At 41.9% G+C, this 12,760-nt stretch carries 13 protein-coding genes and 2 pseudogenes; 6 read left to right on the top strand and 9 right to left on the bottom strand.

The window, feature by feature from the left end:
* Together D7Y06_RS21030 and D7Y06_RS21025 are read right to left on the bottom strand one after the other, a co-directional pair.
* Nucleotides 1-332: pseudogene (locus D7Y06_RS21030) on the bottom strand (ATP-binding protein); the annotation flags it as partial.
* A complete protein-coding gene (locus D7Y06_RS21025) occupies nt 329-979 on the bottom strand; it encodes a phage replisome organizer N-terminal domain-containing protein (protein WP_158591449.1) in 651 nt (216 codons plus the stop codon). The gene D7Y06_RS21025 and the pseudogene D7Y06_RS21030, both read right to left, overlap by 4 nt.
* Between D7Y06_RS21025 and D7Y06_RS26135 the strand changes: the two are divergent.
* From D7Y06_RS26135 to D7Y06_RS21010, 4 genes and pseudogenes are all read left to right on the top strand, one after another.
* Nucleotides 978-1,268, top strand: a pseudogene (locus D7Y06_RS26135) (ATP-binding protein); the annotation flags it as partial. The gene D7Y06_RS21025 and the pseudogene D7Y06_RS26135 overlap by 2 nt on opposite strands.
* On the top strand, nt 1,265-1,459 hold the full coding sequence (locus tag D7Y06_RS21020; protein WP_004059400.1) for an excisionase: 195 nt from the start codon (nt 1,265-1,267) through the stop codon (nt 1,457-1,459). The pseudogene D7Y06_RS26135 and the gene D7Y06_RS21020, both read left to right, overlap by 4 nt.
* A 118-nt stretch (nt 1,460-1,577) precedes the next feature.
* The gene (locus D7Y06_RS21015; protein ID WP_120409587.1) at nt 1,578-2,774 is read left to right on the top strand and encodes a tyrosine-type recombinase/integrase; all 1,197 of its coding nucleotides are present in this window, start codon (nt 1,578-1,580) and stop codon (nt 2,772-2,774) included.
* A 163-nt stretch (nt 2,775-2,937) separates the two neighbouring features.
* Complete coding sequence (locus D7Y06_RS21010) at nt 2,938-3,405, top strand: low molecular weight protein-tyrosine-phosphatase (RefSeq protein ID WP_120409586.1); 468 nt, start codon at nt 2,938-2,940, stop codon at nt 3,403-3,405.
* 142 nt (nt 3,406-3,547) lie between these two features.
* Here the strand turns inward: D7Y06_RS21010 and D7Y06_RS21005 are convergent, their stop codons facing one another.
* From D7Y06_RS21005 to D7Y06_RS20990, 4 genes are all read right to left on the bottom strand, one after another.
* The gene (locus D7Y06_RS21005) at nt 3,548-4,141 is read right to left on the bottom strand and encodes a methyltransferase domain-containing protein (protein ID WP_120409589.1); all 594 of its coding nucleotides are present in this window, start codon (nt 4,139-4,141) and stop codon (nt 3,548-3,550) included.
* A 22-nt stretch (nt 4,142-4,163) separates the two neighbouring features.
* On the bottom strand, nt 4,164-7,415 hold the full coding sequence (locus tag D7Y06_RS21000; protein ID WP_120409585.1) for a DEAD/DEAH box helicase: 3,252 nt from the start codon (nt 7,413-7,415) through the stop codon (nt 4,164-4,166).
* Nucleotides 7,416-7,548: 133 nt separating this feature from the next.
* On the bottom strand, nt 7,549-7,950 hold the full coding sequence (locus D7Y06_RS20995; protein ID WP_120409584.1) for a bacteriohemerythrin: 402 nt from the start codon (nt 7,948-7,950) through the stop codon (nt 7,549-7,551).
* Entirely contained in the window at nt 7,947-8,726 is a 780-nt protein-coding gene (locus D7Y06_RS20990) for a DUF134 domain-containing protein (protein WP_120409583.1), read from the bottom strand. The genes D7Y06_RS20995 and D7Y06_RS20990 overlap by 4 nt, the downstream gene beginning before the upstream one ends.
* 162 nt (nt 8,727-8,888) lie before the next feature.
* Between D7Y06_RS20990 and D7Y06_RS20985 the strand changes: the two genes are divergently transcribed.
* A complete protein-coding gene (locus D7Y06_RS20985; protein ID WP_120409582.1) occupies nt 8,889-9,335 on the top strand; it encodes a hypothetical protein in 447 nt (148 codons plus the stop codon).
* Nucleotides 9,336-9,517: 182 nt separating this feature from the next.
* On the opposite strand, the gene rpmF is transcribed toward D7Y06_RS20985, so the two are convergent.
* From rpmF to D7Y06_RS20970, 3 genes are all read right to left on the bottom strand, one after another.
* A complete protein-coding gene (gene rpmF / locus D7Y06_RS20980) occupies nt 9,518-9,697 on the bottom strand; it encodes a 50S ribosomal protein L32 (RefSeq protein WP_120409581.1) in 180 nt (59 codons plus the stop codon).
* A 3-nt stretch (nt 9,698-9,700) separates the two neighbouring features.
* Nucleotides 9,701-10,228, bottom strand: coding sequence for a YceD family protein (locus D7Y06_RS20975; protein ID WP_120409580.1), 528 nt, complete (start codon nt 10,226-10,228; stop codon nt 9,701-9,703).
* A 66-nt stretch (nt 10,229-10,294) separates the two neighbouring features.
* Nucleotides 10,295-11,491, bottom strand: a complete 1,197-nt coding sequence (locus tag D7Y06_RS20970) for an acetate/propionate family kinase (protein WP_120409579.1) — start codon at nt 11,489-11,491, stop codon at nt 10,295-10,297.
* 174 nt (nt 11,492-11,665) lie between these two features.
* Between D7Y06_RS20970 and D7Y06_RS20965 the strand changes: the two genes are divergently transcribed.
* Nucleotides 11,666-12,760, top strand: a 1,095-nt coding sequence (locus tag D7Y06_RS20965) for a tRNA(Met) cytidine acetate ligase (protein ID WP_120409578.1), incomplete at its 3' end; no start/stop codon positions are given.

The raw sequence follows: 12,760 nt of genomic DNA, 5'->3' as shown, positions 1-12,760 counted from the left end.
GCTTTCCCTATCTGCGGGCATTTCCCGTTGTCATTTTCAAAAGTCCAGTGACGCATGGCAGGATTGGAAAAGCCTTCCCGTTTCAGACGTTCCACTTCGGCACTGTGTTTTTCATCCGCATCTTTTTTCTCACGTTTTTCACGTTCTGCCCTGCGGCAGTCGCATTCAGACGGGTGCCGGTCACGCCCGAATAAAGCCCTGCCTTTAGGAAAATATGCTTCTTTAGGCTTGTGGCATTTCCCACAGTACAGTAAACCGTCCTCCCCTTTGTAATCCTCCGGCTCCTGCGTGGTATCCATCATTTTCAGAACCGTATCCGTTAAACCGTTCATAAGCTGTCCTCCTCACTGTATGAATAATCAGGTATCCCTTTCTTTGGCACTGCCTTGTCAGCGTCCTCCTGCGCCCATTTGTAAATCGTGGCGGCATGGTTATGGTACTGTTTCCCGCTTGAAGCAATATGCATGGATAAGCGGTCAATATAATATTCCCACTTGCCGGGCAGTTCCGATTTCAGACCGTTAATCTCCGCATCAGAAAGAAAAACATTATTAAATCTCCCATAAGTGGCGTGGGCGGGTGTTTCTTTCTCTCCCTCTCCCTCTTTCTCTATCTCTTTATCTCTCTCTATCTCTAACTCTCTCTCTACGCTACAAATCTGTTTCAGATTGTTACCACCCGTTTCATTCGTGTTACATTGTAACAGCCTGTCATTTCCGACAGCCTGCTTTTTCCTCTCCCTATGCTCCCTCACACGCATAGCCGAAGCTGTTTCCGAGCCGATGATTGTCGGCACTTCCGTTAGCTGGTACTCGTCATCATCGCCGATTTCTATCAGCCCATGCCGCTGTAAAAACGCAAGCGTCAGCTTCACGTTCTCTGCATCCTCATCAAGCGCAAGGGCAATCTCCGAAGCGAAGTTGTCCTCCACGCCCTCAAAGTAAAGTTTCCCCTCGTCTTTTAACGACAGCAGCATCATTTTCATCCTTGATGATTTTGGCATGGAGAGAGGTACAGAATACGGACTGGAACAGGTATACAACGTGATTGACAGCAGGTATATCAGCAAAAAGCCGCTGATTGCAACGACAAACCTTACGCCGGAGCAGCTTAGGAATCCGGAGGACGTGCCGCACGCACGCATTTATGGCAGGCTGCTTGAAATGTGTGTGCCTGTCCGCTTTACGGGTGGCGATTTCCGCAAAATAACGGCACAGCAGAAAATGGAACGTCTTAAAAAGCTGATGGAGGGAGGCGAAAGCCAATGAAAGAAGTTCCGATTTGGGAAAAGAGTAATCTAAGTCTGGAAGAAGCTGCCGCTTATTCAGGGATTGGTGTAAATAAGCTACGTGAGCTTACCAACGAGAGAAACTGCCGCTTTGTTTTGTGGGTTGGCAATAAGCGATTGATCAAACGCCGCCTGTTCGATCAGTATATCGAGAGCGAGTATTCTATCTGATTTAGCTATTTGACTTATTTCTCACAGTTTTATGAATCTGATGGTGTAAATTTGGCTTTGATATGGTACAATGGATGAGTCATATCAAGGCTCTTTCCACCACGGAAAGGAGTTGAAAATGTCTGAGAAACGAAAAGACAATAAAGGACGAGTCTTAAAGACAGGAGAGAGCCAGAGAAAAGACCTGATTTATCAGTACCGCTATACGGATATCCACGGAAAGCGGCAGACTGTTTATTCTTCGGATTTGAAGGAACTGCGGGAAAAGGAAAAGGTAATCCAGAGGCAGCTTGACGATGGAATTGACTATGCAGCCGGAGAAGTTACCGTTATTGCCCTCTTGGAACGCTATATCAGCTTGAAGCAGGGTGTACGCTACAATACCAAAGTCGGATATAATTTTGTTCTTAATCTGATTAAGAAAGAAGATTTCGGCTACCGGCAGATAAGGGATATTAAGGTATCTGATGCCCAGCAGTGGATCATGAAGCTGCATAATGACGGTAAAGGATACAGCACGATTACAAGCGTCAGGGGCGTTGTAAAACCTGCTTTTCAGATGGCATATAATGAGGATATTATCCGCAGGAATCCATTTGATTTTAAGCTGGTTGATGTTGTGCCAAACGATTCACAGAAGCGTATCGCCATGACAGAGGAACAGCAGAAACTTTGGATGAGTTTTATCCGTGAGGATAAAACCTACTGTAAGTATTATGATGAATTTGTCGTGTTGTTGGGAACAGGAATACGTGTCAGCGAATTTTGTGGCTTGACAAAAAATGACCTTGATTTCCAAAATCGAAAAATCCGTGTTGACAAGCAGCTTGTCAGGGAACGAGGCGGAAAGTATTATGTGGAAAAAACAAAAACAGAGTGTGGATGCCGTTTTATCCCGATGACAGAGGAAGTGTATCACAGCTTGAAGAATATCCTTGCCAGCCGTCCGAAATTGAATACAGAAGTAATCATAGACGGTTACAGCAGTTTTCTTCTGATTGACAAAGACAATCACCCGAAAGTGGCATTACATATTGAGAACGAGATGCGGTGGGCAATGAAGAAATATAAGAAGCTGCATCCGGACAATCCATTGCCACATATTACGCCACATGTATTTCGCCACACTTTCTGCACCAACATGGCAAATGCAGGCATGGATATTAAAACCTTGCAGTATGTGATGGGACATTCTGACGTAGGCGTTACGTTGAATGTATATACCCATGCAAGCTATGACCGGGCGGCGGAGCAGATGGCAAAAATCTTGGACTTCAAAGCTAATACGCAGGGAAAACAGAGAAAATCAGGTTGAGAAGTACACTAATCTACTACACCAATTACTACACCATTTGCCCGTAAATTTGCGTAGATTTATAACGAATTACGCAGATTATGGGTAATAAACCAAAAATGAAAAAAGTGCCTAAATGCCTGAAATATCAAGGTTTGAAGGCTTATGAAGGGATATAAAAGATATGATTAAAATACTATTCGTCTGCCACGGCAACATCTGCAGAAGCCCAATGGCTGAATTTGTTTTAAAAGAAAAAGTAAAGGAACTTGGAATTTCTGACCAGTTTTACATAGCTTCCGCTGCCACAAGCACGGAAGAAATCTGGAACGGCACAGGTAGTCCGGTTTATCCTCCGGCCAGGGAGGAACTGGCAAAGCACGGCATCTCCTGCGGGGGAAAACATGCGGTACAGATGACCCGAAAAGATTATGCTCAATATGACTACCTTCTGGGAGCGGATTCCGCCAACATCCGGAACATGACAAAAATTGCCGGAGGCGACCCGGAAGGTAAAATCTGCCGTCTCCTGGACTACTCCAATAACCCCAGGGATATTGCCGATCCATGGTACACCGGAAATTTTACCCTGACTTACCAGGATATTGTGGAGGGATGTGAGTGCTTTCTGGCACATTTGGGATATCTCTGAAAACAACTGAGAAAATCTTCCCTGAAATTATAAATTGGGGAATCTAATGATTCCCCTGTATACCTTCTGCGATAATATTCCACCGTGCGATACTCCAATATGTCTTTCATATGACGGCAAAATGCCCCATTCCCGATAATCTCTATTGTTTCCGCAAAATTAGATTGAGCCATTTCTCATCCCCTCTCTCCGGCCGTGCATCCCAGGTTGTCCACTGCTCTTCCACTGCTAATTCATCCACATCTTTTATAAATTCTGCAAATTTTTCCTCTGTCATATCAGTGAAATAACGGCCGTTTCTCTCCCCTGCAAAGACACCGTATTTAAAAGATGTATAAACAATGCCATGGGCTTTTAGGGCAGCAGCCATCTTTCCCATAACATCTGCAAGTTCCGCCGCCGGCAGATGCAGTATAGAAGAACAAGCCCATATGCCGTCATATTTATCTGCTTCTTTCAGCTCCTGAAAAAGCATATGTTTCACTTCAATTCCTGTATAATCACTGGCTAACCTGCACAGCTTCTCAGAACCATCCACCGCATCCACACAGTATCCCTGCTGTAGAAAATACTTTGTGTCCCGTCCCGAACCGCAGCCCAAATCCAATATATAAGAGCCCTTTTTCAATCTGCCGGAAAACTTTTGCTGATTCTTCCACATATCCACATGCACTGTCCCCTGGACAAAAGTATCTGCATTTTCATTGTAATATGACAATGTTTTATTTATTTTCATTTGAAAACCCCCCCTAAAAAAATCAAACATCAATTTCATCAATTATTTCAGGCATAAAATCACTAAAAAATCTCCTGTTCTTCCAAATATCCAAATCTCCAATAAATGCTATCCGGTATTTGGCTCTTGTACATGCAACATTTAAAATGTTTGGCTTTTTCACCACCCAATTTATTGCACCAATACTGTTAGCGGAACAACCTAATACAAAAAACACTTCATTGGCATCTTTTCCCTGAAACGTATGTACCGTACCAACACATTTTTGAGTCCAGCTTTTCACCTGATCCCGCTCTAGCCCTTTTGAAGTAAAATAGTCAGTAATATATGTACGCATAGATGCTGCAACCGTCTTAAAAGGTGAAATGATAAAAATTTTATCTTCTGTTTTAAATATATCTTTATAAATCATTGTAGATTTATCCAGGAGTTGGCAGACTTTTTGGGCTTGTTTTTCAACAAAATGATTTTTTGCATCTTTTTCTGCACCCTTCACATCAATCCAGCCTGATTTCTTTAACAAAAATGACTGTTCCTCTGATAAATACACTTCTTTCTTATTTGTTTTATTAAACATCCTGTTGTCATAAGATATCATATTTGAAATAGAGAACATAGGTTCAATACATCTTCTGTGAACAACTAACGGGCAGCCCACTTGCCTTTCACCTATCATTCCATTAAATTCATTCATACTGTCTGCAAAACTCTGCACAGAATTGTCCATTTTTTTGTAATCTTTTGGCACACCGACACTATCTGCCAAAATATCCATAAGAACTTGTGGAATTGTGACTACCGGTTCTACCTGCAATGGATCTCCCACAACCATAGCGGATTTCGTTCTATAAATTGCCCCAAGGGCCGACTGGGGTACAGCCTGTCCTGCTTCATCAACTACAAGCATTCCTAAACTTCCGTTTCCCGCATACTTTAAAAATCTGCCAATTGAAGCAAATGTGGATGAAATTACAGGAACAACCACCGATACTGAATTTAATAAATGTGGGAACATTTCCATCTTTTCTGCCATGGTATATTTTCCGTTAAGATATCCTTCATACACAAACAAATTTCTTCGGATGTAAGGCGATTCTAAAATAAACGCTTTTCTTACCTGCAATGCTGCAAAAAACAATTCTTCTCTTGCTTTATCATATGCCGGAAAGGTCCAGGGGCAAGCATTTTGAGACCTTTCAGAATATTTTATATTTTCGTAAAATTCTCTGTCTGCAAGATTGTCTTTATATTTCGATTTCAAAGAAATTCCATTTCCATAAACACATTCTTTCAAATCATTAAATTCTTTCTCTGCCGCAGAAACTATGGCACTTTGTTTTTCGATATCACTGCACTGTTTCTTGATATCTTCCTGAATCAGACTGCAATTACTATTTATCTCACTATGTTGGAGAATCAGGTTTTCTATTTGATTTTTCTGTTCGATGACTTTTTTTCCTATAGTTCCCAATCCCAGAAATATCAGTATTTTTTTTATAAAAGAAGAATGTTGTATAATGTATTTGATTTCTTCTTCACAACTCAAGGTATCCTTCTCATTTGATGTAAGCAACTCCTGCTCTTTCACTAATTTTTGCTCTGTAATAATTTTTTCCATATTTAGTTTATCTAACGCAGATTGCTGTTTTATCAAATTTTCCTGTGATTTATACATGCTGCACAAAATTTGCTTATCTTTTTCTATATCTTTTCTTATGAATAACACCTTTCTCTTGGCATGATTAAAATTTGTAACCGCTTCATCCCAAGACACACTATCATCTTTTACCATGTCCAAAGTGACTTTATCTGACTTATCATTCTTTTTAGCAAAAACACAAACCTTAAGTGTATCAGATATATATGATTTTTTACCCATTCGGGCAGAAATCAAGCCCCATGCCACATTTTCCTCGCCTAATAAGTTATCTGCAACAGAAGAAAAATATATTTCTTTATGCTCTGTCCTGTCAAAAAGTTCCGTCCATGTATTATCTTTTATCATACTATCCGCTTTGGGCAAATCAAGTGTAATATTTTCTACTGCTGTATTGTTATTTGACACTACCAATATTCCATATTTTGCAATGTCTTCCGGTATCTCATAATATTTTTCCGTATAACTTGGGCCAGACGCAGAATCTATTCTACATGTATGAAACTTACCGCCATCTACTCCATATTCAATTAATACTTCTGCTAATTTCTCCACATTCGATGCAATAATTTCTTTCAAAAGCGTTGTCTTTCCCGTTCCAGGAGGGCCATTCACAGAAAAAATTTTCTCCGTTCTCTCCTTCTCTGAAACAGCAATATTAATTGCAACTTGCTGCATTAATGTGGGGGAATATATTGACGGATATTTAGCCAATGGATATTTATCACTTTCAAGCCAATTATTCAAAGCCCCCATATCACTGTCTATCATCGTTTTCGTCCGTTTATTTTGTAACAGTGCCGTCACATACTTTAAAACTTGCTTATTTTTATAATAATTCTTATGGACATACTCAATATCACTCAAATAGAAACCGCCAACTTCGTCAATGTCATCATATTCTTTTACACCTTTACATGCAAAAGTAAACTCTGAGGCGCCCACCAGCCCTTCTTTCTGATCAGACACTATATTTAGTTTTTTAAAATATATATCTACTATATATTCAATATCAACTAATGATTTTACTTTTACCGCATTCTGATTTAATATCTCGCTAACATCTTCATTTAGCTTAACAATTTCCTCTTGCACTATATTGGTTTTCATGCCTTTGGTCTTCATCATTATAATTGCAGCATAGAAAAAAGGATTCATGTGAACACCCTTCTCTCTAATTTTTCCATTCAAATCTGTCTGTATAGAAACCGTATAAAATCGTTCGCTTAACTCATGAACATCAGGATATTTTTCTATATCCAATCCGAATATCTCAATTATTTTCTCCACAAACTTTTTAAGTTTGTAACAACCATAATATATATTAACCCACTTACAGTAATTCTTTGAAGAAAACTTGTTTTCACTTAAATATTTATTATGAGATATATAGTTATCAAAAAGATCGTTTCCCTTGTTATATTGACTGGTACTAACTTCACTATTCTTTAATTCATCCGTTTGCGCATTGCAATAATAATCAAATGGCACATCTTTTCCATATTCTTTTACCGTTCTGGTTAATTCCGGATAATGAAACTGCGTAAAATACTCTTGCAATTTCCAGAAATCAAATATTTTGTCACACTCTTCTCTCAACAAATAGTTTTCATCCATATTTTACTCACTTTCCATACAACTTTACAGTATATTGTATCATTACCCCCTGCCGCAATACTCACCAACCGAACTGCAACCTCCCCACAAACAAAAGTTTCCGCCACAAAAAAACATGACGGAAACCTCTAACTTATGTCTGGCTTAAAAATGCCCCCAATTTTTTATCCTCTGTGCTGATATGGGTTATCAGCACACCGATATGGCCGTTTAATCTCCCCAATTCCACAATTGTAGGGCCGGACTGTGATATTCTTGAGGTGATTTCCTTAAGCGTCTTCTTATACTGCTCGTGAAAAGCCTTGTGGGCCGCCATACCGGGATAATGGCTCTGCCTTTGAAGCTGTTCCTCATGGGAAAAATGTTCATTCACATAATTATTCAAAAACTGTATGGTTCCATCCACAGAAGAGCGTCCCTCCCCCTTGCTGCAGGCGTCCAAAAGCTTATTTACAGCCAAAATCAACTCCTTGTGCTCTGTGTCAATGATGCTGTTTCCTGTTTCCAGTCTCTTTGTAAATTCATATCTGCTCATTGACAGTTCCCTCCGTATCCGGCGCAGCCGTGTTTCTCCTCTCCGCAGTGATGGCCTTCCCCGTGTCCGTGATGGTCACAGTGCACATCTGGATTAAAGACAAGATTTCCCACAAGCAGGGCGTTTACCGCTTCGTCCGCACTGCCGGACACCCCGCCGTAGAGCTGAATTCCTGTCTGGGCCAAAGCCATCTGGGCGCCTCCGCCGATTCCGCCGCAGATTAAAGTATCCACATTAAGGGACGATAACATTCCCGCCAAAGCCCCATGGCCGTTTCCATTTGTGTCTACCACCTTGGCATCCGCAACTTTTCCGTCTGCGATGTCATAAACCTTGAACTGCTCTGTATGCCCAAAATGAGGGAATACATTTCCATTTTCATAAGTAACTGCAATCTTCATCTTTCCTGCTTCCTTTCTGCCTGCGGCAAGATCCGCCGCATAATCTGCCCTGTCACATTTTTTCCCACAGCATTTCCACGCGGAACCGTCACAGAGCGTATAATTCCCGCCGGAAATACACAGTGTCTTCCCATTGACAATACAATCCGCGATTTTTGTCCTGGCCCTTTCATACATTTCCGTAACTGTAGTTCGGGAAATCCCCATCTGCCTGGCGCACTGCTCATGTGTCCTTTTCTCAAAGTCAACAAGGCGGACCGCTTCAAATTCATCCACCGTCAATAAAACCTGAGCCGTACTGGCCTTTCCCCGGGGGGCAAAACTGTCATACTTTGGTTCAAAACAAATTCTCCTGCACCGGACTGGTCTTGCCATCTATCCACCTCCTATTTCCGACATATAACGATAACATTATATTCCATTTTATCTTTCTTTTCAAGTACAAATTCTTAAAAATATCTGTGGAAAAACTATTTCCTATATGTTATACTGTGGCAAAATGCAAAAAATCAAAAGACAATCATTGGAGGTAAACACATGGCTGATGCACACAAAAAAGGACTGAATGCAGATTTAATCGCAGAAGATTTGGAAAAATGCTGCAGAGGCGAAGCACTTTGCACTAAGTGCCAGGGAAAATCCTGTACTATAGGATTTGCAAAACACTGCATTCAAAATTACAAAGCAGAACCCAAAAAAGAGGTTCCAGGAGGCACAGAAGAGATTCCCTTCACAGATTTCAAAGTATTTGACGAAGAAGATTTGGAAACGGCAATCGCACATATTTTAAAAGAGTGCAAGGACTGCAAAGAGGACCACACGGAGGACTGTATTATCAATGTTATTCGCAACTGTTATGAAGTGGGTCTGTTGGGAGACATCCACCCCTATGAGGGCACTGCCCTGCAGTATTTAATGTTCCTGCAGGAAAACTGCCCGGATAAAGCACAGCAGATTGCAAACATCTATGCGAATTTAAGATAAACACTTATCTATATAACAAGGCGCACACTTGCCATCCCTCTACGGTTTCTACACTGGGGCATGGCAAGTGTGCTCCCTCCTCTCCCCCGGATTCCTGGCACAAAATTAGTAAATCAGGCTCCCAAAAATAAAAAAAAGAAACCAGGGGCAACATAAAGAAACCCTTGATTTCCCTTTTCCTATTAATCCTGTGGAATAATTTCTTTTTTATTATAAGAACCACAATTTTTACAAACACGGTGCGGTATCATTAATTCCCCGCATTTACTGCACTTTACTAAAGTTGGAGCAGTCATCTTCCAGTTTGCTCTTCTTTTATCTCTTCTTCCTTTGGAAGACTTGTTCTTTGGACAAATTGACATAGGTTACACCTCCTTAAACTGATTAAATATATCCCGGGCTACCGCCATTCTCGGATCTGGCTCACCCTGGTCACAGGAACAGGAATTATCATTGAGATTTGTACCACATTTCCTGCAGATACCTTTACAATCTTCCCTGCAAAGCACTTTCGTAGGCCAGTTTACCAAAATTTCATCATAGATAAGCCAATCCACATCCAAGGCGGAATCTTTTATGCAACCCATATCCTCTTCATCTGCATCCTCTCCAAACTCCGGCTCCTCCAGATAAAGTTTCCGGTCTATCACAAGATGTAATGTAACCTGCACTTCCTTTAAACATCTGTCACAAGGAACCACAACAACCACATCTGTTGTGCCTGTCACTTTAATATACCGTTTCTTATGATTCTCCAGATGTAACACGAATGGCGCTTTCCTGATAATGGGAAACTCACCCAATTTTGACTGAAAGGAAGTAAGCTCCGTCTCCACTTTCTGTTCAAAGGCTTTATCTTCTACTGATAATAAGTCTGTAACATCTACTTTCACCTGCGTCTCCTATTCACACCTAAACAATTATACATATGCCCTTTGTATTTGTCAAGAATATTCCTATTATTTTTTACCAATAATCTCCACGGTTTCACGACAGATGGCCAGCTCCTCATTTGTGGGAACAACCATAACCGTTACCTTGGAATCCGGTGTGGAAATTATTTTATCCTCTCCCCGGACTTTATTTGCCTCCCCGTCAATATGAATTCCCAGATATTCCAGATTGTCGCAAATCATCTGGCGGATAAGGCCGTCATTTTCCCCAAGGCCCGCGGTAAAACAGATAACGTCCACGCCGTTCATAGACGCCGCATAGCCCCCGATATATTTTAACACGCTGTGGACAAAAACTTTTCTCGCTGTCATTGCCCTTTCATTGCCGCTAAACGCCGCTTTCTCCAAATCCCTGAAATCGCTGGATACCCCGGAAAGTCCATAGACGCCGGACTCTTTGTTTAACACATTTAAAATCCCCGCCATATCCAGGTTTTCCTTCTTTGCGATAAACTCCATAGCGGAAGGGTCAATATCCCCGGAGCGGGTTCCCATGACAAGGCCCTCCAAAGGAGATAATCCCATAGAAGTATCCACAGATTTGCCCTTATCCACAGCACAAATACTGGCGCCATTCCCCAGATGGCACACAATCGTCTTTAAGCTGTCATAAGGTTTCCCCAAAATCTCAGCAGCTTTCTTTGACACATAGCTGTGGCTTGTCCCGTGAAATCCGTATTTGCGGACTTTGTATTTCTCATAATACTCATAGGGAATGCCGTAAAGATACGCTTCCTTTGGCATAGTCTGATGAAATGCCGTGTCAAATACCCCTACCATGGGGACGCCTGGCAGAACTTCCTGGCAGGCTCTCACCCCGATTAAATTGGCGGGATTATGCAAAGGCGCCAAATCGGAACACTCCTCCACAGCCGCAATCACTTTCTCATCAATCAGGGTAGTCTCCGCAAAAGCCTCTCCTCCATGGACAATCCTGTGCCCTACCGCATCAATTTCATTTAAGCTTTTTAGCACCCCGGTTTTGGGATTCACCAGGGCGTCCAATACCATGCGAACTGCCTCTGTATGGGTGGGCATCGCAGCATCCGTCATCTCTTTCTCCCCGCCCTTTGGCTGGTAAACCAGCCTGCCGTCAATACCGATACGCTCGCAAAGTCCCTTTGCCAATACCTCTTCCGTATCAGAATTAATCACCTGATATTTTAAAGAAGAGCTTCCACAGTTAATCACTAATACATTCATACTTAGTCTCCTTAAATTTCCATATCATAATATGAAAATATTTACATTAATATTGTTAGTATAAACCTTTTCTTCCCCTGATACAAGGCAAAGAACAGAAATTTTGTTTATTTTTTGAAACAAGAAATAAAATCTGGTATACTTTGAGTACTTTATCTTGGGAGGAATGTTTAAATGAATGTCACAGGAATTATTGCGGAATACAATCCCTTTCACCGGGGACATGCCTACCACATAGCAAAGGCCAGAGAACTTACAAAGGCCGACTATGTTGTAGTGGTAATGAGCGGAAACTATGTCCAGCGGGGCGCACCCGCCCTTACGGACAAATTTGCCCGGGCCAAAATGGCCTTAAAAAACGGGGCGGATATGGTCTTTGAACTTCCGCTTTTGTGGTCAACTTCCGCTGCGCCGGACTTTGCCGCAGGGGGCACCGCCTTTTTGGATAAACTAGGCTGCGTCACCCATATCAGTTACGGGTGCGAGACAGAGGAGCCGAAAAATCTGGTAAATCTGGCAGAATTTCTCTTAAGGGAACCCCGTGAGTTTTCCCTTGCCTTAAAAAAAAGCCAGGGGAAGGGCCTGGCCTATCCCCTGGCTTTTGAGCAGGCTTTTTTAAGCTGGGCCAAAGAAAATCCCTCCTGTGATTTTCCCTGCACCACAAGAGAAAAATTTCATGAGATTTTTTCCTCCCCCAACAATATTTTAGGGCTGGAATACCAGAAAAATCTTCTGAGAAGGCAATCAAACCTTATCCCCTGCCCCGTTCCCCGGATGGGCTCCGATTACCATTCTCCTGATTTGGAGACATGTTTTTCTTCCGCCACAGCCATCCGAAACGCCGTTTTTTCCGGCAGGGAAGTCCCACTGGAACAATATATGCCAAAAACAGCCGCAGACCTGCTCCCTCCCCAAAAGTACCTGCTGCGGGAAAACGATTTTTCCCAAATGCTGTACTATAAGCTTTTAAGCGAATCCTGGATGGGATATGAAAGCTACCTGGGAGGTTCCCCCTTCCTCTCCAACCGGATAAAAAAGCACCTGGAACTTTTTTCCGGTTACTCCGGTTTTTGTGAAACCTTAAAAACCAAAGATGTGACTTACGCAAAAATCAGCCGCTTTCTTCTGCACATCCTGTTAAACATTACCACAGAGGATGCCGCCCTCCTAAAAAGTTTAGGCTACATTCCCTATTTCAGGCTGTTAGGCTTTAAAAGTACGGCAAAGCCCCTCCTGAAAATGATTGAAAAACAGGGAGACGCACCCCTG

Origin of the sequence: Roseburia sp. 1XD42-69, from assembly GCF_003612565.1 — a bacterium.
Classification (GTDB): domain Bacteria; phylum Bacillota; class Clostridia; order Lachnospirales; family Lachnospiraceae; genus Roseburia_B.
This window is presented reverse-complemented; position numbering and strand designations above follow the sequence as displayed.

What these genes read in the sequence shown, in the direction of transcription:
- D7Y06_RS21025 (WP_158591449.1), bottom strand. Translation starts at nt 979, where the DNA reads ATGATGCTGCTGTCGTTAAAAGACGAGGGGAAACTTTACTTTGAGGGC.
- D7Y06_RS21020 (WP_004059400.1), top strand. Translation starts at nt 1,265, where the DNA reads ATGAAAGAAGTTCCGATTTGGGAAAAGAGTAATCTAAGTCTGGAAGAA.
- D7Y06_RS21015 (WP_120409587.1), top strand. Translation starts at nt 1,578, where the DNA reads ATGTCTGAGAAACGAAAAGACAATAAAGGACGAGTCTTAAAGACAGGA.
- D7Y06_RS21010 (WP_120409586.1), top strand. Translation starts at nt 2,938, where the DNA reads ATGATTAAAATACTATTCGTCTGCCACGGCAACATCTGCAGAAGCCCA.
- D7Y06_RS21005 (WP_120409589.1), bottom strand. Translation starts at nt 4,141, where the DNA reads ATGAAAATAAATAAAACATTGTCATATTACAATGAAAATGCAGATACT.
- D7Y06_RS21000 (WP_120409585.1), bottom strand. Translation starts at nt 7,415, where the DNA reads ATGGATGAAAACTATTTGTTGAGAGAAGAGTGTGACAAAATATTTGAT.
- D7Y06_RS20995 (WP_120409584.1), bottom strand. Translation starts at nt 7,950, where the DNA reads ATGAGCAGATATGAATTTACAAAGAGACTGGAAACAGGAAACAGCATC.
- D7Y06_RS20990 (WP_120409583.1), bottom strand. Translation starts at nt 8,726, where the DNA reads ATGGCAAGACCAGTCCGGTGCAGGAGAATTTGTTTTGAACCAAAGTAT.
- D7Y06_RS20985 (WP_120409582.1), top strand. Translation starts at nt 8,889, where the DNA reads ATGGCTGATGCACACAAAAAAGGACTGAATGCAGATTTAATCGCAGAA.
- rpmF (WP_120409581.1), bottom strand. Translation starts at nt 9,697, where the DNA reads ATGTCAATTTGTCCAAAGAACAAGTCTTCCAAAGGAAGAAGAGATAAA.
- D7Y06_RS20970 (WP_120409579.1), bottom strand. Translation starts at nt 11,491, where the DNA reads ATGAATGTATTAGTGATTAACTGTGGAAGCTCTTCTTTAAAATATCAG.